General features: G+C 57.6%; 25 protein-coding genes. 15 read left to right on the forward strand and 10 right to left on the reverse strand.

Annotated elements, in window-relative coordinates:
• Window positions 1-11 precede the first annotated feature (11 nt).
• The 4 genes from mnmG to GOV79_RS13795 are packed head-to-tail and all read left to right on the forward strand — an operon-like array spanning window position 12 to window position 4188.
• Window positions 12-1880 carry a tRNA uridine-5-carboxymethylaminomethyl(34) synthesis enzyme MnmG gene (mnmG, locus tag GOV79_RS13780; protein ID WP_170771341.1) on the forward strand — a complete coding sequence of 623 codons (1869 nt, stop codon included), beginning with the start codon at window positions 12-14 and terminating at the stop codon, window positions 1878-1880.
• Window positions 1877-2479: a 16S rRNA (guanine(527)-N(7))-methyltransferase RsmG gene (gene rsmG, locus GOV79_RS13785; RefSeq protein WP_170790204.1), complete on the forward strand. Its 603-nt coding sequence runs from the start codon at window positions 1877-1879 to the stop codon at window positions 2477-2479. Before mnmG ends, rsmG begins: the two co-directional genes overlap by 4 nt.
• A complete protein-coding gene (locus GOV79_RS13790; protein WP_170786181.1) occupies window positions 2472-3272 on the forward strand; it encodes a ParA family protein in 801 nt (266 codons plus the stop codon). The genes rsmG and GOV79_RS13790 overlap by 8 nt, the downstream gene beginning before the upstream one ends.
• A 19-nt stretch (window positions 3273-3291) precedes the next feature.
• Window positions 3292-4188, forward strand: coding sequence for a ParB/RepB/Spo0J family partition protein (locus tag GOV79_RS13795; protein WP_170786179.1), 897 nt, complete (start codon window positions 3292-3294; stop codon window positions 4186-4188).
• Here GOV79_RS13795 and GOV79_RS13800 read toward each other — a convergent pair.
• The 4 genes from GOV79_RS13800 to rph are packed head-to-tail and all read right to left on the reverse strand — an operon-like array spanning window position 4178 to window position 7001.
• Complete coding sequence (locus GOV79_RS13800) at window positions 4178-4531, reverse strand: YbaN family protein (RefSeq protein WP_170790205.1); 354 nt, start codon at window positions 4529-4531, stop codon at window positions 4178-4180. The two genes, GOV79_RS13795 and GOV79_RS13800, sit on opposite strands and share 11 nt — an antisense overlap.
• Window position 4532: 1 nt before the next feature.
• Complete coding sequence (gene hemW / locus GOV79_RS13805; protein ID WP_170790206.1) at window positions 4533-5687, reverse strand: radical SAM family heme chaperone HemW; 1155 nt, start codon at window positions 5685-5687, stop codon at window positions 4533-4535.
• Window positions 5677-6291, reverse strand: coding sequence for an RdgB/HAM1 family non-canonical purine NTP pyrophosphatase (gene rdgB / locus GOV79_RS13810; protein WP_170790207.1), 615 nt, complete (start codon window positions 6289-6291; stop codon window positions 5677-5679). Before rdgB ends, hemW begins: the two co-directional genes overlap by 11 nt.
• A complete protein-coding gene (rph, locus tag GOV79_RS13815) occupies window positions 6288-7001 on the reverse strand; it encodes a ribonuclease PH (RefSeq protein WP_170790208.1) in 714 nt (237 codons plus the stop codon). Before rph ends, rdgB begins: the two co-directional genes overlap by 4 nt.
• A gap of 112 nt (window positions 7002-7113) precedes the next feature.
• On the opposite strand from rph, the gene hrcA reads away from it, so the two are divergent.
• Both hrcA and GOV79_RS13825 read left to right on the forward strand, forming a co-directional pair.
• The gene (gene hrcA / locus GOV79_RS13820) at window positions 7114-8178 is read left to right on the forward strand and encodes a heat-inducible transcriptional repressor HrcA (protein ID WP_170790209.1); all 1065 of its coding nucleotides are present in this window, start codon (window positions 7114-7116) and stop codon (window positions 8176-8178) included.
• Window positions 8179-8188: 10 nt separating this feature from the next.
• Window positions 8189-8752: a nucleotide exchange factor GrpE gene (locus GOV79_RS13825; RefSeq protein ID WP_170771360.1), complete on the forward strand. Its 564-nt coding sequence runs from the start codon at window positions 8189-8191 to the stop codon at window positions 8750-8752.
• 58 nt (window positions 8753-8810) lie between these two features.
• Here GOV79_RS13825 and mutS read toward each other — a convergent pair whose 3' ends face one another.
• On the reverse strand, window positions 8811-11426 hold the full coding sequence (gene mutS / locus GOV79_RS13830; protein ID WP_170790296.1) for a DNA mismatch repair protein MutS: 2616 nt from the start codon (window positions 11424-11426) through the stop codon (window positions 8811-8813).
• 161 nt (window positions 11427-11587) lie between these two features.
• Between mutS and GOV79_RS13835 the strand changes: the two genes are divergently transcribed.
• Together GOV79_RS13835 and GOV79_RS13840 are read left to right on the forward strand one after the other, a co-directional pair.
• Window positions 11588-13852, forward strand: coding sequence for an NADP-dependent malic enzyme (locus tag GOV79_RS13835; RefSeq protein WP_170786172.1), 2265 nt, complete (start codon window positions 11588-11590; stop codon window positions 13850-13852).
• Window positions 13849-14718: a ribokinase gene (locus tag GOV79_RS13840; protein ID WP_170790210.1), complete on the forward strand. Its 870-nt coding sequence runs from the start codon at window positions 13849-13851 to the stop codon at window positions 14716-14718. The genes GOV79_RS13835 and GOV79_RS13840 overlap by 4 nt, the downstream gene beginning before the upstream one ends.
• On the opposite strand, the gene msrA is transcribed toward GOV79_RS13840, so the two are convergent.
• From msrA to GOV79_RS13855, 3 genes are all read right to left on the reverse strand, one after another.
• Complete coding sequence (msrA, locus tag GOV79_RS13845; RefSeq protein ID WP_170786168.1) at window positions 14715-15386, reverse strand: peptide-methionine (S)-S-oxide reductase MsrA; 672 nt, start codon at window positions 15384-15386, stop codon at window positions 14715-14717. The genes GOV79_RS13840 and msrA overlap by 4 nt on opposite strands.
• An 89-nt stretch (window positions 15387-15475) precedes the next feature.
• Window positions 15476-15757, reverse strand: a complete 282-nt coding sequence (locus GOV79_RS13850) for an SCP2 sterol-binding domain-containing protein (RefSeq protein WP_170786166.1) — start codon at window positions 15755-15757, stop codon at window positions 15476-15478.
• A 144-nt stretch (window positions 15758-15901) separates the two neighbouring features.
• Entirely contained in the window at window positions 15902-17128 is a 1227-nt protein-coding gene (locus GOV79_RS13855) for an argininosuccinate synthase (RefSeq protein WP_170786164.1), read from the reverse strand.
• A 205-nt stretch (window positions 17129-17333) separates the two neighbouring features.
• On the opposite strand from GOV79_RS13855, the gene GOV79_RS13860 reads away from it, so the two are divergent.
• The 3 genes from GOV79_RS13860 to GOV79_RS13870 all read left to right on the forward strand — a co-directional run bounded on the left by GOV79_RS13860 (window position 17334) and on the right by GOV79_RS13870 (window position 20272).
• On the forward strand, window positions 17334-18026 hold the full coding sequence (locus GOV79_RS13860) for a hypothetical protein (RefSeq protein ID WP_237218024.1): 693 nt from the start codon (window positions 17334-17336) through the stop codon (window positions 18024-18026).
• A 59-nt stretch (window positions 18027-18085) separates the two neighbouring features.
• Window positions 18086-19312: a threonine ammonia-lyase IlvA gene (gene ilvA, locus GOV79_RS13865; protein WP_170790212.1), complete on the forward strand. Its 1227-nt coding sequence runs from the start codon at window positions 18086-18088 to the stop codon at window positions 19310-19312.
• Window positions 19313-19393: 81 nt separating this feature from the next.
• Window positions 19394-20272: a glycosyltransferase family protein gene (locus GOV79_RS13870; RefSeq protein ID WP_170790213.1), complete on the forward strand. Its 879-nt coding sequence runs from the start codon at window positions 19394-19396 to the stop codon at window positions 20270-20272.
• On the opposite strand, the gene GOV79_RS13875 is transcribed toward GOV79_RS13870, so the two are convergent.
• Entirely contained in the window at window positions 20267-20599 is a 333-nt protein-coding gene (locus GOV79_RS13875) for an Hpt domain-containing protein (protein WP_170790214.1), read from the reverse strand. The two genes, GOV79_RS13870 and GOV79_RS13875, sit on opposite strands and share 6 nt — an antisense overlap.
• A 151-nt stretch (window positions 20600-20750) precedes the next feature.
• Between GOV79_RS13875 and GOV79_RS13880 the strand changes: the two genes are divergently transcribed.
• On the forward strand, window positions 20751-22022 hold the full coding sequence (locus tag GOV79_RS13880; protein WP_170790215.1) for a PP2C family protein-serine/threonine phosphatase: 1272 nt from the start codon (window positions 20751-20753) through the stop codon (window positions 22020-22022).
• Here GOV79_RS13880 and GOV79_RS13885 read toward each other — a convergent pair.
• Entirely contained in the window at window positions 22019-22462 is a 444-nt protein-coding gene (locus GOV79_RS13885) for an NUDIX hydrolase (RefSeq protein ID WP_170771379.1), read from the reverse strand. The genes GOV79_RS13880 and GOV79_RS13885 overlap by 4 nt on opposite strands.
• Before the next feature lie 76 nt (window positions 22463-22538).
• Here GOV79_RS13885 and hslO point away from each other — a divergent pair, with 76 nt between their 5' ends.
• From hslO to GOV79_RS13900, 3 genes are read left to right on the forward strand one after another with little or no spacing between them, the layout of a single operon-like run.
• Window positions 22539-23516 carry an Hsp33 family molecular chaperone HslO gene (gene hslO / locus GOV79_RS13890; RefSeq protein ID WP_170790216.1) on the forward strand — a complete coding sequence of 326 codons (978 nt, stop codon included), beginning with the start codon at window positions 22539-22541 and terminating at the stop codon, window positions 23514-23516.
• Complete coding sequence (locus GOV79_RS13895) at window positions 23500-24105, forward strand: CoA pyrophosphatase (protein ID WP_170790297.1); 606 nt, start codon at window positions 23500-23502, stop codon at window positions 24103-24105. Before hslO ends, GOV79_RS13895 begins: the two co-directional genes overlap by 17 nt.
• The gene (locus tag GOV79_RS13900; RefSeq protein WP_170790217.1) at window positions 24102-25256 is read left to right on the forward strand and encodes a CCA tRNA nucleotidyltransferase; all 1155 of its coding nucleotides are present in this window, start codon (window positions 24102-24104) and stop codon (window positions 25254-25256) included. Before GOV79_RS13895 ends, GOV79_RS13900 begins: the two co-directional genes overlap by 4 nt.
• The last annotated feature ends 37 nt before the right edge of the window (window positions 25257-25293 follow it).

Here is a 25293-nt window from a genome sequence, read left to right on the forward strand (position 1 = left end):
GAGTGTTTCACGTGAAACATTCGGATTTTGATGTCATCGTCATCGGCGCGGGCCACGCAGGAACCGAGGCAGCCCACGCCGCCGCACGGATGGGTGTGAATACCGCGTTGGTGACTTTGTCAGCCGCCGACATTGGTGTCATGTCATGCAACCCAGCAATCGGAGGGCTGGGCAAAGGCCACTTAGTACGCGAAATCGATGCCATGGACGGCGTTATGGGGCGCGTTGCAGATCGGGCCGGAATTCAGTTTCGGTTGCTAAATCGTCGCAAGGGGCCCGCGGTGCAAGGTCCCCGAACGCAGGCAGACCGGACTTTGTACCGGGCGGCAATGCAAAAAGAAACTCAAGCTCAACAAGGGTTGAGCGTTATTGTCGGTGAAGTGACTGATTTCCTGATCGTCGCCGATCGTGTTGCCGGTATCCGATTGGCGGACGACTCAGAAATCCGAGCAAAAGCAGTGATCTTAACATCCGGGACATTTCTGCGTGGTGTGATCCATATTGGGGATGAGGCCAAACCGGGCGGACGAATGGGCGACAGACCGTCGGTTCGATTGGCAGAAAGATTAGATAGCTTTGAGTTACCACTTGGTCGTTTGAAAACGGGCACTCCGCCAAGATTGGACGGACGAACGATTGATTGGTCAGATCTAGAGCGTCAAGACGGAGACGATGAACCAAGCCTGTTCTCTTTTTTGTCCAGTTCGGTTGTAGCTCCCCAAATCTCGTGTGGTATTACACATACGAATGCCCAAACACACGAGATAATCGAAAAGAACTTGGCGCGTTCAGCAATGTATGGCGGCCATATTGATGGCGTTGGCCCGCGGTACTGTCCTTCAATTGAAGATAAGATTGTTCGATTTGCCGAAAAGGACTCCCACCAGATATTTCTGGAGCCGGAAGGGGTCAATGATCACACAATATATCCAAATGGAATCTCAACTTCGTTGCCGCAGGGCATTCAGCGCGAATATGTCCAGTCTATTAAGGGCTTGGAAAAAGCCAAGATTCTGCAACCAGGATACGCGATCGAATATGATTACGTGGATCCTCGTGTGTTAACTTCCTCGCTGTCTCTGCCATCTGTGCCAGGTTTATATTTGGCAGGTCAAATTAATGGAACCACTGGGTATGAAGAGGCGGCTGCTCAGGGCTTGGTAGCGGGACTAAATGCCGCCCTGGCCACCTTGGATAGAGAACCTGTTCATTTTACACGTGCAGACAGTTACATAGGGGTAATGATTGACGACCTTACCACCAAGGGAGTCGCGGAGCCTTACCGGATGTTCACGTCTCGTGCTGAGTTTCGCCTGTCATTGCGAGCAGACAATGCAGACCAGAGGTTAACGCCGGTCGGAATTAAGCTGGGGTGCGTAACACCTAAACGGGAAGAAGTGTTTTCCGAGAAGATGAAGAAGTTAACGGCGGCAAAGTCGTTGCTAAATAAGCGGAAATATACGCCGAAAGAGATAAACGCGGCAGGAATTTCGGTTAATAACGACGGCAATCGTCGAGATGGCATGGCGATTCTGGCGTTTCCCAAAGTCAATTACTCGGATTTGATCCCACTAATTTCGGGCTCGGAAGCCGTTGACCCTGATATCCGCCAACAAGTGGAGCGTGACGCGCTGTACGCGAACTATATTGAGCGGCAGAAAAGAGACGTCGAAGCAATGCGCCGGGATGAAGCTTATGAAATTCCTAGGGGTTTCGATTTTTTTGCCCTGGAAGGCCTGTCGTCAGAGATGAAACAAAAGCTGTCCCGAGCAAAGCCGGAGAATATCGGTCAGGCTAGTCGCGTCGAAGGCGTTACGCCTGCAGCTCTGACATTGGTTTTGGCCAGACTTCGCCGCGACCAGAAAGTGCGAAAGATATGAGGGACGACTTGAATGTTTCACGTGAAACATTTTCCCGGCTGACCACTTATGTGGATTTGGTCAAAAAGTGGAATCAAAGCATAAATCTTGTCTCGAGGAACAGCCTGGAGGACATATGGGAGCGGCACATCAAAGATTCTGTGCAAGTTTATCGCTGCGCCGACAGCTTCAATTCTTGGGTTGATCTGGGTAGTGGGGGCGGATTTCCAGGTATGGTCTGTGCGATTCTGGCTATGGAAGAATATCCGGACGCCTTGTTCACACTGGTGGAGAGTGATCAAAGAAAATCAGCATTTCTGCGAAATGTGGCGCGTGAATGCAGCACGAATTGCCGGGTAATTTCCAAACGAATTGAATCCGTTGACCCCTTGAATGCCGATGTTTTGTCAGCCCGCGCGCTTGCAGAATTAAAGGTCTTATTATCGTTTTGCGACAGGCATTTAGGCGAATCTGGGACAGCCCTGTTGCCGAAAGGCGCGAAGTGGAAAAAAGAACTGTCGGACGCGCAGGAGGAATGGAATTTCGATGCCGAGCCGATTAAAAGTTTAACCGAGTCCCAAGCCGTTATCCTTAAGATAAAAGGAGTTTCTCGTGGTTGATTTGTCTCGTCCTTCTGGCCCTCGGATAATTGCGGTAGCTAATCAGAAGGGCGGTGTTGGAAAGACAACAACTGCGATCAACCTCGCTGCGGGCCTGGCAGAAGCTGGATGCAAAGTTCTCGTGGTCGATTTGGACCCGCAGGGCAACGCGTCCACCGGTTTAGGTGTCGAAGACCGGGATTGGACGACATATGATCTGATCCTGGATGATGCACCGCTGGAGGCGGTCGTTCAGGAAACAGAAATTGGTGGGCTTTTTGTTATCCCGGCGACTGTGGATCTAAGTTCGGCTGATATCGAACTTATTTCCAACGAAAAACGCAGCTATCTGCTTCATGACGCATTGCGTCAAACCGCTATCGACAAGTTTGGGTTTGACTTTGTTCTGATCGATTGCCCGCCTTCGCTGAACCTTTTAACCGTCAACGCAATGGTTGCAGCGCATTCTGTGCTGGTTCCGCTGCAAAGTGAGTTCTTTGCGCTTGAGGGCCTATCGCAGCTTATGCTGACCATTCGAGAGGTTCGGCAAACCGCAAACCCCGACCTCAGAATCGAAGGTGTTGTGCTGACTATGTATGACAACCGCAACAACTTGTCCCGTCAGGTGGAAAAAGACGCGCGTGACAATCTGGGTGAGATGGTATTTAAAACCAAGATACCCAGAAATGTTCGGGTCAGCGAGGCTCCGTCTTACGCTTTGCCAGTTCTGCAATATGATTCTGGGTCCTTAGGGGCGATGGCGTACCGACACTTGGCGCGCGAGGTCATGCATAAGAATAAAAAAGCCGCCTGAATGGCGGTAGGAGGTCACAGTGGCAGCAAAGAAATCGAAACCTCGGGGGTTGGGGCGCGGATTGTCTGCATTGATGGCGGATGTAACGCAGGAAACCGAAGGCCGCGTCATGTCCGAACCACGCCGCCCGGACATGAAAGTCCCGATTGAAAAACTGCACGCCAATCCGAACCAGCCGCGCCGTACTTTTTCACGAGAGCAACTGGATGAACTGGCGGCTTCGGTCAAGGAAAAGGGCATTATCCAACCTTTGATCGTGCGTGAAATCTCGGAAGGTGATTATGAGATTGTCGCTGGTGAGCGGCGCTGGCGCGCTGCGCAGATGGCGCAACTGCATGAAATTCCAGTTATTGTGCGGGATTTCGACGACACCGAGGTTCTGGAAGTCGCGATAATTGAGAATATCCAGCGTGCTGACCTGAACGCTGTAGAAGAGGCCGCGGGTTACAAACAGCTTATGGACCGCTTTGGCCATACGCAGGAAAAAATGGCCGAGGCTCTGGGTAAAAGCCGGAGCCATATCGCAAACCTGCTGCGATTGCTGTCATTGCCAATGGATGTGCAGCATTTCGTGGTCGAGGGAAAGCTGTCCGGCGGCCATGCGCGGGCGTTGATTACCGCCGAAAACCCAACTGAGCTGGCGAAAATTGTGATCCGCGATGGCCTTTCAGTCCGCGCGACCGAGGCGTTGGTTAAGAAACAACAGCAGCCGAATGAAGCCAAACCGGTCCCTCGGGCGCGTAATCTGGATGCAGGGAAGGATGCGGATACGCGGGCATTGGAAAAGGATCTGTCAGCCATTCTGGCGATGAAGGTTGTCATCAACCATAAAGCGGGGACCGAGACGGGGCAGGTTGTATTAACCTATGAAAACCTGGATCAACTCGACGATCTTTGCGCCAAGCTCAGCCGTTAGGGCGGGTCCAGATAAAGGTTAGCACAGCGCCCAAAACGATCGCCTGGATTGCAAGAACGTACCCCGGTACAGAAATCAGGACTGAAATTCCAAAAACGGCGGCAATCGACACGGTTGCCGCTTTTTTTGCACTTGCACGAATGGCGCCGGAGCTTTGCCAATCAATAATCATTGGGCCGAACGTGCGATGTGTGATCAGCCAATTATGCAAACGGGACGATGAGCGCGCGAAGAAGAAGGCGGCCAACAGCAGGAACGGGACGGTCGGTAGCAGTGGCAGCACGACACCGATGACTGCAAGCGCCACGCAAATCAATCCCAGAGTAGCCCAAAGATACTGCATGCTACCCCAGCAATTCCCGGATAACGGCATTCAACACGGCGCGTCCGTTTTTGGTGGCCTTAAGCCGACGGTCTTGCACCTCGACCATGCCGATTTCACTCAGATCGTTGAGTTTGCCATGTGGCAGCTCATACGATGATAGTGCACTGTAGCGATCTATATCTAGACCATCCGAAACACGTAGCCCCATCATAAGGTATTCATTTGCCTGATCTTGCGGGCTGAGCGCGGTGCGTTCCTTTTCACCCGATCCCTTGAGGGCAGCGGTCAACCACGCGGTGGGCGACAAGTAGGTTTCAGTGGCGTATTTGGTGTTATGAACCGTGATGCGCCCATGAGCGCCGGGTCCGATGCCCACATAATCCCCGTAGTTCCAATAGATCAGATTGTGCCGCGACTCCGCGCCTGGTCGGGCGTGGTTTGACACTTCATAGGCGGGCAGGCCGTGGGCCTCACAAATCTCCTGCGTGGCGAGGTACATGTCAGCGGCGTGGTCATCCTCGGGCAGGCCGCGCAGTTTGCCCACCGCGTAACGGTCGCCAAAGGCGGTGCCTTCCTCGATCGTCAGTTGGTACAGTGACAGATGATCAACGGCCATCGACAGGGCTTCGGTTAGTTCCGCGCGCCAATCGTCCAACGTTTGATGCTGGCGGGCATAGATCAGGTCGAAACTGACGCGGTCAAAGCAATTACGGGCGATATCAAAGGCGGCGCGGGCCTCGGCCACCGTGTGGATACGGCCCAGACGACGCAGATCTTCATCGTTCAGCGCTTGTACCCCCATCGAGATCCGGTTCACGCCGGCATCACGATAGGCAGCGAAGCGCCCAGCCTCGACCGAGCCGGGATTGGCCTCAAGCGTGATTTCCATGTCATTGGCGGGCCGCCACAGGGCGCGGGCCTCATCAATCACAGCGGCGACGGTGTCGGGGTCCATCAGGGATGGGGTGCCGCCACCGAAGAAGATCGTGTTCAGGACGCGATTGGGCGTTTCTGTGGCAGAGCGACGCAACTCGGTCAGATATGCCTCAAGCCATTGTTTTTGATCGATATTACGCGATACATGGCTGTTGAAATCACAATAGGGGCATTTGGCCTCGCAAAAGGGCCAGTGCACGTACAGGCCAAAGCCCCCGTTGCGCCAATCATCCGCCAAAGCAGCCCTTCACGAACATCTCCACCGCGCGACCGCGATGGCTGATCTTGTTCTTTTCCCAGCGATCCATCTCGGCAAAGGTAATGTCATAGCCGTCGGGAACAAACATCGGGTCATATCCAAACCCGCCTTCGCCGCGAATGGGCCAGACCAGATGGCCGGGGGCGATGCCCTCGAACACTTCGTCATGACCGTCGGGCCAGGCCAGCACCAGGGTGCTGCGGAACTGGGCAGTACGCGGGTGGGGGGCGTTTTTGGTGTCCAACTCATTATGAGCGCGGGTCATCGCCATCAGGAAATCCCGGCCATTGCCAGTTTCGGCCCAATCGGCAGTGTAGACGCCGGGTGCGCCGTTCAGCGCGTCGATGGTGATCCCGGAATCGTCCGACAGGGCAGGCAGGCCGGTCGCTTTGGCCGCGGCATGCGCCTTGATCCGGGCATTGCCGACAAAGGTATCCTCTGTCTCTTCCGGTTCGGGCAGGTTCATCTCGCCCGCGCCGATCACGGTCACGCCAAAGGGCTCAAGAAGATGCGCCATCTCCTCAAGCTTGCCTCTGTTGTGCGTGGCGACCAGCAGCCTGTCGCTGTCGAACTTGCGGGTCATGCGGTGGCGGCTTTCTGTGCCGCTGCCAGTTCGCCGACGCCTTTCTCGGCCAGATCCATCAGCTGATCCATCTGCGGGCGGCTAAAGACCGAGCCTTCGGCGCTCATCTGTACTTCGATCAGCTTGCCCGAGCCGGTCATGATGAAGTTGCCATCCACACCGGCTTCGCTGTCTTCGGGGTAGTCCAGATCCAGCACCGGCTGACCGGCATAGATGCCACAAGACACGGCGGCGACAGGATCGACCAGAGGATCGGAAATCACATCGCCCGTTTTCATCAGCTTGTTCACCGCCAGACGCAGCGCGACCCAACCGCCGGTGATCGAGGCGCAGCGGGTGCCGCCATCGGCCTGAATGACATCGCAGTCGACAGTGATCTGTCGTTCACCCAGCGCCACCCGGTCGACACCGGCGCGCAGGGCGCGGCCAATCAGGCGCTGGATTTCCACGGTGCGACCGCCTTGCTTGCCTGAGGCCGCCTCACGCCGCATACGCGTGTTGGTCGCGCGGGGCAGCATACCGTATTCGGCAGTCACCCAGCCAAGGCCCGAGCCCTTGATAAAGGGCGGCACGCGGTCCTCGATCGTGGCGGTACACAGCACATGGGTGTCGCCCATCTTGATCAGGCAAGACCCTTCGGCATGTTTGGTGAAACCTGTCTCGATGGAAACAGCGCGCATTTCGTCTAGATTACGTCCTGAGGGTCGCATGGAATTTCCTTTGTTTGCTGGCTTTGGGATACCGCCCCGTGGCGTTACGATGCAACCCCGATTGACCTTTCATTTACCTGCGATTTAATGACGATCCAGCAGGGGGCCGCCGATGAGCGAAGCAAGTAATATTCTGAATGAGATGAACGACCGCTCGCGCGAAGTGTTCCGGTTGATCGTCGAAAGCTATTTGGAGAGCGGCGAGCCGGTGGGCAGCCGCACCCTGACCCGCACCTTGTCGGAGAAAGTCAGCGCCGCTACGGTGCGCAATGTGATGCAGGATCTGGAGTTTCTGGGCCTGCTGGACAGCCCTCATGTAAGCGCAGGGCGGATTCCGACGCAGCAGGGGCTGCGAATGTTTGTTGACGGGTTGCTTGAGGTTGGCGATCTGGGCGCCGACGATCGGCAGAAGCTGAATGAGACATTAGGCTCTAACACGGGCGATGTGGGCGGAATGCTGGACCGGGTGGGATCGGCCTTGTCACACGTGACACAAGGTGCGTCACTGGTGCTGACGCCCAAGCATGAGGCCGAGATCAAGCATATCGAGTTTGTCTCGCTGGGCCATGACCGCGCTTTGGTGGTGCTGGTGTTTTCGGACGGGCACGTGGAAAACCGCCTGTTCACTCCGCCGCCGGGGCAGACGCCGAGTTCCATGCGCGAGGCGGCGAATTTCCTGAACGCGCTGATTGAGGGCCGCACGATTAGCGAAGTGCGCAAGCAGATGCTGTCTCAGATCGACGCGCGTAAACAGGAAATTGATGTTCTGGCGCGTGACATGGTCGAAAGCGGAATCGCGGCCTGGGACGGGGACGGAGGCGACTCGGCCCGGTTGATCGTGCGGGGGCGGGCGAATCTGCTGGCGGATTCGGGCGAAGTTGAAGAGCTGGACCGCATTCGCACCCTGTTTGACGATCTGGAACGTAAGCGTGACATCGCCGAATTCCTTGAATTGACCGAAGATGGCGAGGGTGTACGCATTTTTATCGGCTCTGAGAACAAACTTTTCTCACTTTCGGGTTCCTCTTTGGTGGTGTCTCCATATATGAACGCTGATCGTAAGATAATCGGTGCGGTCGGGGTTATTGGACCCACGCGACTGAACTATGGACGGATCGTGCCGATCGTGGATTATACGGCGCAACTGGTCGGCAAGCTGATTTCCGACCGGAGCTAGAGGGTAAGAGATGGCAGAGCCCAAAAACGAAGATTTTCTGGACGATATCGCAATGGCCGAAGCGGAAGAGCTGGCCGAGGACCTTGTTGAGATTAGCGAAGAAGAGCTTGAGATCGACGCGTTGCGCGCCGAGCGAGATGCGTTCAAGGACAAGTTCATGCGCGCCCTGGCGGATGCGGAGAACGCGCGGAAACGTGGCGATAAGGCCCGTCGCGATGCGGAACAGTATGGTGGGTCGAAGCTGGCCCGTGACATGCTGCCGGTTTACGATAACATGAAACGCGCGCTTGAGGCTGCGACCGATGAGCAGAAAGAAGTGGCTGCTGGTTTGATAGAAGGCGTGGAACTGACCATGCGCGCACTGAAGGATGTATTCCAAAAACATGGGATTGTGGTGATCACGCCGGAAGTTGGGGATCGGTTTGATCCAAACATGCATGAGGCGATGTTCGAAGCCCCGGTTCCTGGCACCAAGGCGGGCGACATCATTCAGGTCTCGGCTGAAGGATTCATGCTACATGACCGTTTGCTGCGTCCGGCGCAGGTTGGAGTGTCGTCGACACCTGCGAGCTGATTGGCCTCTGCGAGGCCAAGCCTCCGGCGGAGGTATTTTTGAACAGAAGAAGGGGCGGTCAGTTTTTGGCCGCCTCTTTTAGTTTGTAGATCAGGTCGAGTGCTTCGCGTGGAGTGAGTTCGTCCGGCAGGATATCTTGCAGCATGTCTGAGACCGGCGAGGGTTTCGGCGTGTGTGGTGGAGGTGGTGGCGCAGCTGAGAAAAGTGGTAGGTCGTCAATCAGCGCTTTTTGCTTGCCGCCTTCGCGTTCGGTTTTTTCCAGTTGTTCAAGGACGGTTCGGGCGCGATCGACGACAGATGCTGGGAGGCCCGCCAACTGTGCGACCTGCACGCCATAGGAGCGGTCGGCGGCGCCTTTGTGGACCTCATGCAGGAAGATCACCTCGCCCTGCCATTCCTTGACAGCGACGGTGGCGTTGTCGACGCCTTCGAGTTTTCCGGCCAGTGCTGTGAGTTCGTGGTAGTGGGTGGCAAACAGCGCGCGGCATTGGTTGGCGGCGTGCAAGTGCTCCAGCGTGGCCCAGGCGATCGAGAGGCCGTCATAAGTGGCGGTGCCGCGGCCAATTTCATCCAGAATAACCAGCGCGCGGTCGTCGGCTTGATTGAGGATGGCGGCGGTTTCGACCATTTCGACCATGAAGGTCGAGCGGCCGCGGGCCAGATCGTCGGAGGCTCCGACCCGGCTGAACAGTTGGCTGACCACGCCGAGATGGGTCTGTTCTGCTGGGACATAGCTGCCCATTTGGGCTAGCAGGGCGATCAGCGCGTTTTGGCGCAAGAAGGTTGACTTACCGGCCATGTTGGGACCGGTCAGCAGCCAGATCGCGGCCCCCTGATCGGCGCTCAGATCGCAGTCATTGGCGATGAAAGCATCACCCGATTGCTGGCGCAGCGCGTGTTCCACGACCGGATGGCGACCGCTTTGCACGTTGAACGCGCGCGAGCTGTCGACCTGTGGGCGGCACCAGTTTTCACCCCGCGCCAGATCGGCGAGCGCGGTGGTCAGGTCCAGTTCTGCCAGCCCTCGGGCAGCTTGGTTGAGACGGGCGGCGAGGGTCAGAATATCGCAAGAAAGCCTTTGATAGAGCCGTTTTTCAATCTCAAGCGCCATGTTTCCTGCGTTTAAGATGCGAGTTTCGATCTCGGACAGTTCGACCGTAGTGAACCGTACTTGGTTCGCGGTGGTCTGGCGGTGGATATAGGTCTCAGAGAACGGCGGGTTCAGCATTTTTTCGGCATGTGTGGCCGTTGTTTCGATAAAATAGCCCAGCACGTTGTTGTGCTTGATTTTCAGCGACGTGATGCCGGTATGTTCCGCGTATTTCTGCTGGAATCCAGCGATGACGGATCGACCTTCATCGCGCAGGGTGCGCGCTTCGTCCAGTTCTGCGTCGAAACCGGGGGCGATGAAGCCTCCGTCGCGGGCCAGAAGGGGTGGCTCGGCCACCAATGCTTCGTCCAGAAGGTTTAGTAGATCGTCGAACCCTACAAGGTTTTGCAATGCGGTCGAGAGCAGAACGGGCAGATCCTGCGCCTCACAGATTTCAGCAATCGCGGCCGCCTGCGTCAGGCCGTTGCGGATTGCGGCCAGATCGCGTGGCCCGCCGCGTTCAAGTGACAGGCGCGACAGGGCGCGGTCCAGATCGGGGGTTTTGCGCAGCGCCTCGCGCAGATCTGACGCGATCAGGCTGTCCTCGGTCGCGAAAGCCACCGCATCGAGTCGCGCATGGATCACGTCCAGATTGCGGGACGGGCTGGACAGGCGCTGCTCCAGCAGTCGCGCGCCGCCCGGCGTCACTGTGCGGTCAACCACAGAAAGTAGTGATCCGGCGCGCCCACCTGACAGGGATCGTGTGAGTTCCAGATTGCGGCGCGTGGCGGCGTCGATCTGCACCACGCGGTCCTCGGATTCCTTGAGCGGTGTTTGCAGCAAGGGCAATTTGCCCTTTTGGGTGATCTCAAGATAATCGATCAGCGCACCCATGGCGGACACTTCGGCCCGGCTAAAACTACCGAACGCATCCAAGGCACCTACGTGAAACAGCCCACATATGCGTTTTTCCGCAGCTGTACTGTCGAAACTGGCGCGCCCGATGGGGGTAAGCGAAATGCCCAGATCACGGACCGTCTCGTTCAACGCCTGTTCCATCCCGTCGCCCACGATCAACTCGGACGGGACCAACCGCGCCAGCTCAGGGCTGAGCCGAACGGATGTCAAAGGCATTACGTGAAACGCCCCGGTGGAAATGTCGGCCCAGGCTAAAGCGGCCTCATCCCGGACCTCGGCGTAAGCGGCCAGAAAGTTGTGGCGGCGGGCCTCAAGCAGGGCGTCCTCGGTCAGTGTGCCGGGCGTCACGAGACGCACAACATCGCGCCGAACGACCGATTTAGAGCCTCTTTTCTTTGCCTCAGCCGGGCTTTCCATCTGTTCGCATACGGCCACGCGAAAGCCTTTGCGGATCAGCGTCAGCAGATAGCCCTCGGCGGCATGAACCGGCACGCCGCACATCGGGATGTCGGCCCCGTTGTGCTTGCCGCGTTTGGTCAGGGCAATGTCCAGCGCCTCGGCGGCGTTCACCGCATCCTCGAAAAACATCTCATAGAAATCGCCCATGCGGTAGAACAGCAGGGCGTCTGAATGGGCCTCTTTGATCTCAAGATATTGCGCCATCATCGGCGTGACTGTGGACAAAAGCGGCCCCCTCTTGGCGTCTTCCGGTCGCGACCTTACAAATCCCCCAACCGTGACGAAAGGTGAAAACGTATTGTCGTTGAGGCGCAGCCCTGCCTGCGCTATGACGCATAAGCCCCGAAGTCATGGAAACGACCTAAAAGATGCCCAAAACGAAGATCACCGAAGCAGAGGCACTGGCCTTTCACCTGGACCCCACCCCCGGCAAGTGGGAGGTGCAGGCCACCGTTCCCATGACCACGCAGCGCGATCTGTCGCTGGCCTACAGTCCCGGTGTCGCGGTGCCTTGTGAGGCCATCGCTGCCGCGCCCGAGACGGCGTATGACTATACCAACAAGGGCAATCTGGTGGCTGTGATCTCGAACGGGACGGCAGTTCTGGGCCTTGGGAACCTTGGTGCACTGGGCGGTAAGCCGGTGATGGAAGGCAAGGCCGTTCTGTTCAAACGCTTCGCCGATGTGAACTCGATCGATATCGAGCTGGATACCGAGGACCCGGATGAATTCTGCCGTGCGGTGAAACTCATGGGGCCGACCTTCGGCGGCGTCAACCTTGAAGACATCAAGGCGCCCGAGTGTTTCATCATCGAACAGCGCCTGAAGGAAGAGATGGATATTCCAGTCTTCCACGATGACCAACACGGGACCGCGGTGATCTGTGCAGCGGGTCTGCTGAATGCGCTGCATATCTCGGGCAAGAAGATTGAGGACGTGAAGATCGTTCTGAACGGGGCAGGTGCGGCGGGGATCGCCTGTATTGAGCTGCTCAAATCCATGGGCGCTCGGCATGAGAACTGCATCGTTTGCGACACCAAGGGCGTGATCTATCAAGGCCGGACCGAGGGGATGAACCAGTGGAAATCGGCCCATGCGATCACCACGGACCTGCGCACGCTGGAAGAGGCGATGAAAGGCGCAGACGTCTTCCTGGGCGTTTCGGTCAAAGGCGCGGTGACGCAGGATATGGTTGCCTCGATGGCCGACAACCCTGTCATCTTCGCTATGGCAAACCCCGACCCTGAGATCACCCCGGAAGAAGCGCATGAGGTCCGCGTCGATGCCATCGTCGCCACAGGACGCAGCGATTACCCCAATCAGGTGAACAACGTGTTGGGCTTTCCCTACCTGTTCCGCGGCGCGCTGGATATCCACGCCCGCGCCATCAATGACGAGATGAAGATTGCCTGTGCCCACGCGTTGGCAAATTTGGCGCGCGAGGATGTGCCGGATGAGGTCGCCATGGCCTATGGCAAATCGCTGACATTCGGGCGCGACTATATCATCCCCACGCCGTTCGACCCGCGTTTGATCCACCGCATTCCACCTGCCGTGGCCAAGGCTGGGATGGATACCGGCGCAGCGCGGCGTCCGATCATTGACATGGACGCCTATGAGCTGAGCCTAAAATCCCGCATGGACCCGACCGCCAGCATCCTACGTGGTCTGAACGCCCGTGCCCGCGCCGCGCAAAGCCGGATGATCTTTGCCGAGGGCGACGACCCTCGCGTGCTGCGCGCCGCAGTGACATATCAGCGGTCGGGCTTTGGCAAGGCACTGGTTGTGGGGCGCCCCGATGACGTGAAGCAAAAGCTGGAAGAGGCCGGTCTGGGCGATGCCGTGCGCGAGTTGGAGGTGGTGAATGCTGCCAATACCAACCATCTCGAGACCTACTCGAATTTTCTTTATCAGCGTCTGCAACGCAAAGGGTTCGACCGCAAGGATATTCACCGTTTGGCCGCGCGCGACCGGCATGTGTTTTCTTCGCTGATGCTGGCCCATGGCCATGGCGATGGTCTGGTCACGGGGGCGACGCGCAAGTCAGCGCATGTGCTGGACCGGATCAACCATGTGTTTGACGCCGACGCCGCGCACGGAGCAGCGGGTGTGACGGCCCTTTTGCACAAGGGGCGGATTGTTCTGATCGGCGATACGCTGGTCCATGAATGGCCGGATGAGAATGATCTGGCAAATATTGCCGAACGCTCAGCCGCCGTTGCGCGCCATATGGGGCTTGAACCACGCGTTGCCTTCGTCAGTTTCTCGACCTTTGGCTATCCGGTGTCGGAACGCGCCGAAAAGATGCACCGTGCGCCTGCGGTTCTGGATCAGCGCGGCGTCGATTTCGAATACGAAGGCGAGATGACCGTGGATGTGGCCCTGAATGTGGATCAACAGGCGGGCTATCCGTTCCAGCGTTTGACCGGCCCAGCCAATATCCTGATCGTGCCCGCGCGGCACTCTGCCTCGATCTCGACCAAGCTGATGCAGGAGATGGGCGGCGCGACCGTGATTGGCCCGATCCTGTCTGGGATCGACAAGCCGATTCAAATCTGTTCGACCGTCTCGACGGCGAATGACATCCTGAACATGGCCATTCTGGCCTCGTGTGACATTTCGGGCAAACCATGACGATCTGGAACCTCGGCTCGATCAATGCGGATATGATCTATGATGTGCCGCACCTTCCCGGACCGGGGGAAACGCTCTCGGCCAATCGGCTCGACCGGTTTCTGGGCGGCAAGGGTGCGAACATGTCCGTGGCTTCGGCCCGAGCCGGGGCGCGGATTGCACATATCGGGGCCGTCGGGTTCGATGGGCGCTGGGCGCGGGATCGGTTGACGGAATATGGCGTCGATACTCGCCATATCGCGCAGGTGGATGTGCCGACGGGCCATGCGATCATCGCCGTGGATGCCGAGGGTGAGAACAATATCATCCTGTTTCAGGGCTCGAACCATGCGATTTCACAGGATCAACTGGGGCAAGCGCTGTCATCTGCGTCGCAAGGCGATCTGTTGGTGATGCAGAACGAAACCAATCTGCAGGTTGAGGCGGCGAAGATGGGACGCGAGCTGGGCCTGACGGTCTGTTATGCTGCTGCTCCGTTTCAGGCAGAGTCCGTTCAGGCCGTGCTGCCATATCTGGATTTTTTGATCCTCAACGCGGTCGAGGCCGAGCAGCTGCGCGAGGCCACCGGTCAACCTGTAACGGACCTTCAGATTGAACATGTGATTGTCACACTGGGTGCCGAGGGCGCGCGGTACTATCACCGTGGAGAGGTCTCGGATTTTCCGGCCCACAAGGTGCATGCTGTGGATACTACGGGTGCGGGCGATACATTTACGGGGTATGTTCTGGCCGGAATGGATCGCGGGATGCCAATGGCGCAGGCGATCACCCAAGCAAATCGTGCCGCGGCCCTGATGGTCACGCGGCACGGTACGGCGGATGTAATACCGGACCTCAAAGAGGTCCGGGAGGCGCGGTTCGATTAAGACCCGGCAAAGGGTGCGTCGCCACCCCAAAGCTGTTTAACGCGGGCATCGCGGCCGCAGGCTTTGCGGTAGGCCTTATAGGCGTTCTTCTGACGCTTTGGGCCGAACCGGGTGAAGACCAGCTTGTCGCCCTTGTAGTAGTCCTGATGGTATTCCTCTGCCGGATAAAACGCGCCTTCTTGCAGGATCGGCGTTACGACCGTCTGGCCCAAGGCGCGTTGGGCGTCGGCTTTGGCTGCTTCGGCCTTGGCTTTTTCGCCTGCGTTAGAGACGAAAATCGCGGTGCGATAGCTGTCACCTCGGTCACAGAATTGACCGCCAGCATCCGTGGGGTCGACCGAGCGGAAGAACATGTTCAGCAGGGTTTCACGGGAAACGCGAGCCGGATCGAACGTGATCTGCACGGCCTCATAATGGCCCGAGCCACCTTTGGACACCTGATCATAAGTGGGGTTGGCCACCTGACCGCCTGTAAAGCCCGAAACCGCTCCGATCACGCCGGGGACAGATTCGAAATCGGATTCGACACACCAGAAACACCCTCCGGCAACGGTTAGGGTTTCGGTCCCGGCGGCGGGCGCAGGGGCTGCACGCAGCAAGGCTGCGATCGTAATCAAAGCAAAAAGAAGCGTCGGTTTGACGTAGTCGAGATAAGCGATGCGAGTCATGGCAGGTCTCCTTCTGAGATCAAAGCTGCCCTCTCTTTTCGTCTCATGCAATCCGCTGACATGGTTTGTCACGCGGTGGTGAGACGAGTTTATCCCAGCAACTGCCCAAGCTTCATCGCCACGCCCATATTTCCCGAAATCTTGAGCTTGCCCAACGCGACGCCTGTCATCGGGTTCAGTTTCCCGGTTAGCAGCTTGGTCAGATTGTCCCTGGAAATGCGGATCGTACAGTCGGTATCCTGATCCTGCGTCGTGGCTTGATTATCGGCCAGAACGATGACACCGTCCTCTCCGCAATCGAACTTCAGCGAGCCGTCAAAATTCTTGCCGGTCAGACCTTTTTGAATGCCGTCCGCGATCTCTTGCAACATGGTGTTCCTCCTCGGTTGACCTTTGCGTAAAGGTAAAGCGCGACGTCAGGCAAGGGTGACCCAACGGGAACTGACGTGGCAGTGATGGCACAAGAAAACCCGGCGCCGTTTCGGGCGCCGGGTTCCATCAAAGATCGGTTTTGATTACTTCGACAGACGCTTTTCACGCGCGGCCAGCAGCTTCAGGCGCAGCGCGTTCAACTGGATGAAGCCCGCCGCGTCGGTTTGGTCATAGGCACCGGCATCTTCCTCAAAGGTCACATGCGCTTCGGAATACAGCGAGTGATCCGACCAGCGGCCTACGGTCGAGGCCAGACCTTTGTACAGTTTCACGCGGACGGTGCCGGTGACATGTTCCTGGCTCTTGTCGATGGCGGCCTGCAGCATCTCACGCTCGGGTGAGTACCAGAAGCCGTTATAGATCAGCTCGGCATATTGCGGCATCAGCTGGTCTTTCAGGTGCATCGCGCCGCGGTCCATGGTGATGGATTCGATACCACGGTGCGCTTCCAGCAGGATTGTGCCGCCTGGCGTTTCATAGATGCCGCGCGATTTCATACCAACGAACCGGCCTTCGACCAGATCCAGACGGCCAATGCCGTGCTTGCCTCCATATTCGTTTAGCTTGGTCAGGATGGTAGCCGGGCTCATCGCCTCGCCATTGATGCTGACCGCGTCGCCTTTTTCAAAGCCGATTTCGATGAACTCGGGCTCGTTCGGGGCGTCTTCGGGATGGACTGTGCGCTGATAGACGTAGTCGGGTGCCATATCGGCGGGGTCTTCCAGAACCTTGCCCTCGGACGAGGTGTGCAGCAGGTTCGCATCGACCGAGAACGGGGCCTCGCCGCGTTTGTCCTTGGCGATCGGAATTTGATGCGCTTCGGCCCATTCGATCAGACGGGTCCGGCTGGTCAGATCCCATTCACGCCAAGGTGCGATCACCTTGATTTCTGGGTTCAGAGCGTAAGCAGCCAATTCGAACCGCACCTGATCGTTGCCCTTGCCGGTCGCGCCATGCGCCACGGCGTCGGCCCCGGTTTCGGCAGCGATCTCAACCAGACGCTTCGAGATCAGAGGCCGCGCAATCGACGTGCCCAGCAGGTACAGACCCTCATACTGGGCATTGGCGCGGAACATGGGGAAGACGAAATCACGGACGAACTCTTCGCGAATATCCTCAATAAAGATGTTCTCGGGGCTGATCCCCAGCATCTCGGCCTTTTGGCGAGCTGGTTCCAACTCTTCACCCTGACCCAGATCGGCGGTGAAGGTGACGACCTCACAACCATATTCGGTCTGCAACCATTTCAGAATGATCGAGGTATCAAGGCCACCGGAATAGGCCAGAACAACTTTCTTGGGCGCGGACATCTGACTTCCCTTTATGCGTAGAACGACTGGCCCCTAACGGGTTTTGCCGCGCGGGGCAAGTTATCTGCGTTGACGGGCTGCCTGATTTCGGGTGAAACATTCGCACATAAAACACGAATTGGTTGAAGGGACAGATTTTACGATGTTGGGTTGGCAGATTTTTATGCACTCGGTGCGAATGGTTTTTGGAAATCTCAAACAGGTTTTGCAGATCACACTTGGTCCGGCCATCGTGGCGACAGCGCTTTTGATCGGCTTGTTTTTTGTGCTGGATGTCCCATTGGACCAACTTGATGCCGACTCGACTGAACCTTCTGGCTCGGTTGTTCTGTTTTTCCTTTGCTTGGCGGTTATTTTCATCGTGACGATGTTCTGGATCGCTGTGTCGTGGCACCGGTTCATACTGCTTGAGGAATACCCTCGGGGTCTTTTCCCGACATTCCGGTTCGACAGAATCCTTGCCTATCTGGGACGGTTGATTTTGATTGGCCTGCTTGTTGCGCTCGTTGCGCTTGCCTTTGTGCCCCTTAGTTTTCTTGCAACGGCTACCGGAGGGCGCGTGTTGGCCCTGATCGCTATGGTGGGCTTTTCAATCTTCGTGTTCATCGCATTTTATCGCTTGTCGATCATTCTTCCTGCGGCGGCCATTGGGCGGCCTTTGACGCTTGGCCAAGCGTGGGCTGGCACTGTTGGGTCCAGTGGGGCGATCATTGTGTTGGTGATCGTGGGAGCAATTTTTCATATGCTTATTCAGTTTGTAATATCGGCACTGGCTTTCGTTCCGATTTTGGGTGCCTTGCTGGCGCTGTTTTTCGGAACACTGGTGTTGCCGATGGTTAATGTCAGCATCCTGACCACTATGTTCGGCGTGTTTGTGGAGAAACGCGAGCTGCGGTGAAGCTGCGTACACATATGTATTCCTTGCTCTTTTAGTCAGGATCGGCCACTGAACGGGTCATGAGTGATTTCATGACCCGCGCCCGCGCTGCCGAACAGGCGATGCGCTCAGTCTTTCCGGCGACGCCGTTGCAGCGGAATGCCCATCTGTCTGACCGTTACGGTGCAGATATCTGGCTGAAGCGTGAAGACCTCAGCCCCGTGCGGTCGTACAAAATCCGGGGCGCGTTCAATGCGATGCGCAAGCAGCAAGGACAGGACCTGTTCGTCTGTGCCAGCGCGGGCAATCACGCGCAGGGCGTGGCCTTCATGTGCAAACATTTGAACGTGCGCGGTGTGATCTTCATGCCAGTGACGACTCCGCAGCAGAAAATCCAGAAAACCCGAATCTTTGGTGGCGACAATATCGAGATCCACCTGACCGGCGACTATTTCGACGATACTCTGTCCTCGGCACAAGCGTGGTGTGCGCAGGAGGGTGGACATTTCCTGTCGCCCTTCGACGATGAGGACGTGATCGAAGGGCAGGCCTCTCTGGCGGTTGAGATCGAAGAACAGCTGGGCCAAATACCAGATCACGTGATCCTGCCGGTGGGCGGGGGCGGGATGTCCTCGGGCGTGGCAACGTGGTTCGGGGACCGCACCCATTGCCTGTTTGTCGAACCCAAGGGTGGGGCTTGCCTGCACGCAGCTATGGCGGCCGGGCATCCGGTTGCATTGGATCACGTAGACAATTTTGTTGATGGAGCGGCCGTCGGAAAAATCGGCGCGAAACCGTTCGAGCTGTTGAAATCGCGCCACTTGTCTGACGTGCATGTCTTGTCCGAGGACCGTATCTGTACCACCATGATCGAAATGCTGAATGTCGAAGGCATCGTGCTGGAACCCGCAGGTGCATTGGCGATCGAGGCGCTGGGCGACATTCAAAGCTTTATCCGAGACAAAACCGTCGTATGCGTGACCTCGGGTGGCAACTTCGATTTCGAGCGATTGCCGGAAGTGAAAGAGAGAGCGCAGCGTTATTCGGGGGTCAAGAAATACTTCATCCTGCGCCTGCCGCAACGTCCGGGTGCGCTGAAAGAGTTTCTCAATATCCTCGGCCCTGAGGATGACATCGCCCGGTTCGAATATATGAAGAAATCGGCCCGCAATTTCGGCTCGGTCCTGATAGGGATTGAAACGCGCAAACCCGAGAATTTCGCCCGCTTGTTTGCGCATCTGGACGAGGCTGGGTTCACCTATACCGATATCACCGAGGACGAAACGCTGGCGCAGTTCGTGATCTGATTGCAAGCGCGCCGACCGCCTTGTTTGCCTTCTGGTTTTCGCCTAGGCACGTTCAGGTGAACAGGACCGGAAAGTGCACAGATGAAGCCGCTTGCAGCAGTGACCATGGTATGGCGCGATTATTGGTACCTTGAGAAATGGGTCGCCTACTACACAACTCAGCTTGGCCCCGAGAATGTGTATATCCTGTCCCACGGTGCTGATCCCGAGATTGACCGGATCGGGCAGGGCTGCAACGTCATCGCCATTCTGCGCGACGGGCTGCATCAAAGCTTTGACTACGCCCGCTGGCGCATGTTGTCGGATTTTTCGGCCATGCTGACGCAGTTCTATGACCGGGTGATCGTGGCAGATTGCGACGAATTGCTGGTAACGGCGGACGGATCTGCACTGTTGGACTACAAGTTCGACTTCGAGGAAAACGCGGCCGGGGCGGTGGGGTTCAATCTGGTGGCAACGCAGGGCAGTGATCAGGAAACGCTGTTTTCACCCGATAAATTCTGCCTGTTCGAGGTCCCCTATTCCAAACCTTGCCTTGTCCAGCGGCGCGTGTCCTTCGGAACCGGCGGGCATGGGGTGATGAATGACAGTTTCGACCTGCTTCCGGGCCTGTTCAACATGCATTTTCACTATGGCAACCTGGACGAGTTGCACCGACGGGAACAGGAGAGGTCTCCGTTGGTGGATGACTCGATGGCGGGTGGGGTTGAGATTGCCAGTACGCCGGGACAATCCGTGGGGATCGTAGGCTGGCGCAGACGATCACGGCGACACCGGCGGTTGACACGGGAATTGTTACGCTGCGCAGAATTCCCAATGACGGAAAGTGTCGAGCTGTGCCGTCAGGATGCCTTGAAATCATTGATGGCCATGAATGATGGCTATTTCACCCATGATCGGAAAATGGACGTCACCTTGCGAAAGTTCCGGTTTCCCGAGAAATTCCCCATAAAGCTATAGCCCTTTCAAGTTGCTCAAACCGGACTTGAACTCGGCGCATGAGGTTTCGAACGCCTTGAATATCTGCGCGACATTCACCATTTGACTTTGCCCCTGCGCCGATTGCCTTTCACCATCCTGGCAGAGCGTTGCAAGGGTTTTGAAACCAAGGCTCAGCGCGCCGCCTTTCAGAAAGTGCAGGGTTCGTTCGAACCCGTCGCGGTTTGTGTCGGCGCGCAGGCGGGCTAGTGCCTCTTGCACCTCGTCCAGGAAAATTGTGACCACCTCATCAAATTCGCTGGCGCCGACCTCATCCCTTAGTTGGCTGACCCTGGGCCAGTCGATCATACCCAAACCTCCGTATTTTCGGTGACGGAGGATTGGTAACGTGAAAGCGGTAAAAACCCGGTTAAATTTCAAACTGCTTCACCCTTCACCGGATATTAAACAGCCCTGCGCTAGGGTCTGCCTGCAAAGACGGGAACCGCAGGGCATTCAGGTGGCAGAGGTCAGTCAGACAGAAACCAGGGCAGAACTGGGGTTCGGCGGTATCCGAACGGTGCTTGTCGTTGACGACAGTCGCCTGCAACGCCGAATCCTGGTGGCGTCGCTGAAAAAATGGGGCTTCGATGTTCTCGAAGCTGACAGTGGCGATGCCGCAATTGAGATTTGTGCGCAGGACCTGCCCGATCTAGTGCTCAGCGATTGGGTTATGCCGGGGATGAGCGGGCCGGAATTTTGCCGGGCGTTTCGGGCGTTGGAAACGGATCAATACAGCTACTTTATCCTGCTGACCGCTAAAAGTGAAAAGCAAGAGGTGGCACGGGGTCTGGATGCCGGCGCGGATGACTTTCTGATCAAACCGCTTGAGGCGGATGAGCTGCGCGCGCGCATCTCGGCCGGGGCGCGCATCTTGGACATGCAGCACGAGCTTTCGGAAAAGAACCGGTTGATCGAAACGGCGCTCAGCGAATTGCGGGTGGCCCATGATGCAATCGACAAGGACCTGATGCAGGCGCGCAAGATCCAGGAATCTCTGGTGCCCGAATTGTCGCGGGAATTCGGTAAGTCGCGCGTAAGTATGCTGCTCAAGCCGTGTGGTCACATCGGGGGCGACCTTGTCGGTATGTTCTCACCTGGCGTGAATCGCGTTGGGTTCTACAGCATAGATGTCTCGGGCCACGGGATCACTTCGGCGATGATGACCGCGCGTCTGGGTGGATATCTCTCCAGTCAGCATTTTGACCAAAACGTCGCGATGGAGCGGCGCTTTAACAAATTCTTTGCGCTTTTACCGCCTGAAGACGTGGCCGAAACGCTCAATTCCCGTTTAATGGCGGATGCAGGGGTCGAAGAATATTTCACCATGGTCTATGCCATTGTCGATTTGCGCAACGGGCATGTCAAAATGGTGCAGGCTGGCCATCCGCATCCACTGTTGTTGCGCCGGAACGGTGGGACCGAGTTTCTGGGCGAAGGCGGTTTACCGATCGGATTGCTGTCAGACGTGTCTTTTCAGCGGACCGAAATCTATATGGAACCGGGCGACAAGCTGCTGCTCTATTCAGATGGGTTCACCGAATGCAGCTTGGCCGATGGCTCTCTGCTAGACGAAGACGGGCTGCGGCGCCTGGCAACCGACTGCGTGCCGGGTCGCAGCGGGACCGAGTTTCTGGACGACATGTTCTGGCGGTTGACGCAATCCATGGCACCGGGGAAGGGCATGGATGATGACGTCTCGGCCGTATTCTTCGAATATAACGGGAACTAGAGATCCAGCAGATATTGCGTGGCAAAGTGACGATCCCCGTCATTTCCCAACATTTGGGCTGCATCTGTGGCCTCCATCCAAAGCGCTTCGTGAAACGGCTCGGTCGGGAGGCCGATGCGCCGCACCGGACGGGCGCGGTAGATCAGGCAGACCTTTTCGGCCCACAGGTCGTATTCCGGCATATAAGTAAAGCGCCGGAAGGCACCGACGCGCCGGGGCGCGGCGATCAGCCAGCCGGTTTCCTCGGCCACTTCGCGATGCAGCGCGGTGATGGGTGATTCGCCGGGATCGATACCGCCGCCCGGAAGTTGCAGATCGGGGCCGGGTTCCAACTGACAGGTCAGCAAAAGCTGCTGCCCGCGCGGCAATAAGGCGTAAACTCCTACCCGCTGCGTGTATTTGCGCCCTGCTTGCGGGGTTTCACCGAACCGTCTGATCATGTATGGCCCCTTACAACCCGAAATCTTCGACCTATATGCTGGCGGTATGCCAATCTGTGGCGTGTAAGGAAACCCCATGTCTCTTGGAACCAAAATCGCGTGGGACGACACCGTCCTGCCCTTTCAACTCGATGTATCCGATATGCGTGGCCGCGTAGCGCGGTTGGACGGGGTGCTGGACGGCATCCTGAAGCAGCATGATTACCCTGAAAAGGTCGAGGCTTTGGTGGCCGAGATGGCCCTGCTAACCGCATTGATCGGTCAGACGGTTTCGCTGCGCTGGAAGCTGTCTTTGCAGGTGCAATCCAAGGGGGCGGTGCGCATGATTGCAACCGATTACTATGCCCCGCAGGCCGAGGGTGAACCGGCCCGCATCCGCGCCTATGCCAGTTTCGACCATGATAAGCTGACCGATGCCGCGCCGTTTGATCAGGTTGGCGAGGGGTATTTCGCCATCCTCATCGACCAGGGCGAGGGTACGCAGCCCTATCAGGGCATTACGCCGCTGGCCGGTGGCTCACTCAGCGCCTGTGCCGAAGCTTATTTCGCACAGTCCGAACAGTTGCCGACGCGGTTCTCGCTGAGTTTTGGGAAATCGACCGAACCGGGCGTCGGTGAGCATTGGCGCGCGGGCGGGGTGATGTTGCAGCACATGCCCAAAGCCTCGCCTTTTGCGGCTTCGGGTCAGGGCGCGGGCGAGATACTGACCGCCAATGATCTGGTGGACGGGGAAGAGGGCGAAAATTGGGGCCGCGTCAACATCCTGTTGGATACGGTGGACGATCTTGAACTAATAGGACCGTCCATAGCGCCGACCGACCTGCTGATCCGCCTGTTTCACGAGGAACAGCCGCGTGTATACGATGCGCAGCCGGTGCAGTTCGGCTGCACCTGCTCCGAAGACCGTGTGCGGCAAAGCCTGTCGATCTATTCGGCCAAGGACATCGAAAAGATGACCACGCCCGAGGGTGACGTGACCGCGGATTGCCAGTTCTGCGGTGCGCATTATGTGCTGGACCCCAGCACTGTTGGTTTCGATGTTGACAACGCCTGAACTGACAGACCAGCTGCGGGTGGCCCTGCGCCGCCCCGGCAACGGGTCAAGCGATTTTGACCTGAACCCCGACACGGTTCTGCCCGAAGGGCGCAAGCTGCGACCGGCCGGAGTTCTGGTTCCGATTTCCATCGCCGATGGCACGCCGCGCCTGATCCTGACGAAACGTTCCTCGGCCCTGAAACATCATCCGGGGCAGATCGCTTTTCCAGGCGGTAAGCAGGATGAGGGGGATGTGGATGCCACCGCCACCGCCCTGCGCGAGGCCCGTGAAGAAATTGGCTTGCCCGAGGATCTGCCGGAAATTCTGGGTCATCTGCCCACGCATGAGACGGTGACGTCCTTCACGGTCACGCCGGTCGTGGCAATCTTGCATGACAGGGTCCGGTTTGTATCTGAACCTGGTGAGGTGGACGAGGTTTTCTCGGTCCCGCTTGCGCATGTGCTGAACCCTGAAAACTATCTCGTTGAATCGCGCCGGTGGCGGGGTCAGAAACGGTATTATTTTACGGTGCCCTATGGTCCCTACTACATCTGGGGCGCGACGGCCCGAATGCTGCGAGGTTTGGCTGCACGGATGAGCGAATGACGGTGATCACCGAAGATTGGGTGTCAAACCCGGCGACGCAAACAGTTTGCGCGGCGCTGGTGAATGCGGGCGCGCAATCCTTGTTTGTCGGTGGTTGCGTGCGCAATGCGCTGCTGGGGGCTCCGGTCTCGGATATCGACATCGCCACGGATGCGCGGCCTGAACACGTAATGGAACTGGCGCAAGGTGCTGGTCTGAAAGCGATCCCCACCGGGATTGATCATGGCACCATCACTGTCGTCAGCGATGGCATCCCGCATGAGATCACGACCTTTCGCCGTGACGTGGAAACCGACGGTCGCCGGGCCGTAGTGGCCTTTTCCGATCACGTGGAAGAGGACGCGGCCCGCCGCGATTTCACCATGAACGCGCTTTACGCCCAGCCTGACGGCTCGGTTTTGGACCCGTTGAACGGGTTGGGCGATTTGCAGGCGCGACGGGTGCGGTTCATAGGCACGGCAGAACACCGCATTCGCGAAGACTACCTGCGGTCGCTGCGCTATTTCCGGTTTCATGCGTGGTATGGCGACGCTGAGGCGGGGTTTGACCCCGATGCACTGGCCGCGATTGCGTCCAATCTGGACGGGCTTGTCGCCCTGTCTCGCGAACGCGTTGGCGCTGAACTGTTGAAACTATTGGGTGCGCAGGATCCTGCGCCTTCGGTCGCGGCGATGCGGCAGGCGGGGGCTCTGTCTCAAATCCTGCCAGGGGCGGATGACCGCGCGCTTGCTCCTTTGATTGCATTAGAAGAACAGGCGGGGGTAGATCCCGAACCGATCCGCCGTCTGGCCGCCATTGCCCCGCCTGAGATCGCCAAGACCCTGCGCCTGAGCAAAACCCAGCTTCAACGCTTGACCCGGATGAGGGATGAGGCCAGCGGCACCGCATCCATTGCCGAGTTGGGCTTTCGCGACGGCGAAGAGGATGGTCTGCACGAAGCTTTGCTGCGCTGCGCTCTTCTGGAACAGCCTTGGTCAGAAGACATGCGCGCTGATCTGCGTAAAGGGGCTGCCGCTGATTTCCCAGTTCAAGCGACCGATCTGATCCCGGATTTCACCGGCCCCGCGCTGGGCAAAAAACTGGCAGAGCTTGAGACGCGGTGGATTGCGTCCGGGTTTGCCCTCACCCGTGAAGAACTGCTGGGAAGCTGAGCCAAAGCCTCAAAAAGGGATGACAATTTGGATTCTT

The sequence above is a fragment of the Ruegeria lacuscaerulensis genome, assembly GCF_013034745.1.
Taxonomy (GTDB): domain Bacteria; phylum Pseudomonadota; class Alphaproteobacteria; order Rhodobacterales; family Rhodobacteraceae; genus Ruegeria; species Ruegeria lacuscaerulensis_B.

Coding starts and splice junctions, on each gene's coding strand:
- rph (WP_170790208.1), bottom strand. CDS start 7,001: ATGCGACCCTCAGGACGTAATCTAGACGAAATGCGCGCTGTTTCCATC.
- GOV79_RS13850 (WP_170786166.1), bottom strand. CDS start 15,757: ATGTTGCAAGAGATCGCGGACGGCATTCAAAAAGGTCTGACCGGCAAG.
- GOV79_RS13800 (WP_170790205.1), bottom strand. CDS start 4,531: ATGCAGTATCTTTGGGCTACTCTGGGATTGATTTGCGTGGCGCTTGCA.
- mutS (WP_170790296.1), bottom strand. CDS start 11,426: ATGATGGCGCAATATCTTGAGATCAAAGAGGCCCATTCAGACGCCCTG.
- hrcA (WP_170790209.1), top strand. CDS start 7,114: ATGAGCGAAGCAAGTAATATTCTGAATGAGATGAACGACCGCTCGCGC.
- rdgB (WP_170790207.1), bottom strand. CDS start 6,291: ATGACCCGCAAGTTCGACAGCGACAGGCTGCTGGTCGCCACGCACAAC.
- rsmG (WP_170790204.1), top strand. CDS start 1,877: ATGAGGGACGACTTGAATGTTTCACGTGAAACATTTTCCCGGCTGACC.
- ilvA (WP_170790212.1), top strand. CDS start 18,086: ATGAGTGATTTCATGACCCGCGCCCGCGCTGCCGAACAGGCGATGCGC.
- msrA (WP_170786168.1), bottom strand. CDS start 15,386: ATGACTCGCATCGCTTATCTCGACTACGTCAAACCGACGCTTCTTTTT.
- GOV79_RS13870 (WP_170790213.1), top strand. CDS start 19,394: ATGAAGCCGCTTGCAGCAGTGACCATGGTATGGCGCGATTATTGGTAC.
- GOV79_RS13835 (WP_170786172.1), top strand. CDS start 11,588: ATGCCCAAAACGAAGATCACCGAAGCAGAGGCACTGGCCTTTCACCTG.
- GOV79_RS13900 (WP_170790217.1), top strand. CDS start 24,102: ATGACGGTGATCACCGAAGATTGGGTGTCAAACCCGGCGACGCAAACA.
- GOV79_RS13885 (WP_170771379.1), bottom strand. CDS start 22,462: ATGATCAGACGGTTCGGTGAAACCCCGCAAGCAGGGCGCAAATACACG.
- GOV79_RS13895 (WP_170790297.1), top strand. CDS start 23,500: ATGTTGACAACGCCTGAACTGACAGACCAGCTGCGGGTGGCCCTGCGC.
- GOV79_RS13855 (WP_170786164.1), bottom strand. CDS start 17,128: ATGTCCGCGCCCAAGAAAGTTGTTCTGGCCTATTCCGGTGGCCTTGAT.
- GOV79_RS13840 (WP_170790210.1), top strand. CDS start 13,849: ATGACGATCTGGAACCTCGGCTCGATCAATGCGGATATGATCTATGAT.
- hslO (WP_170790216.1), top strand. CDS start 22,539: ATGTCTCTTGGAACCAAAATCGCGTGGGACGACACCGTCCTGCCCTTT.
- GOV79_RS13825 (WP_170771360.1), top strand. CDS start 8,189: ATGGCAGAGCCCAAAAACGAAGATTTTCTGGACGATATCGCAATGGCC.
- GOV79_RS13875 (WP_170790214.1), bottom strand. CDS start 20,599: ATGATCGACTGGCCCAGGGTCAGCCAACTAAGGGATGAGGTCGGCGCC.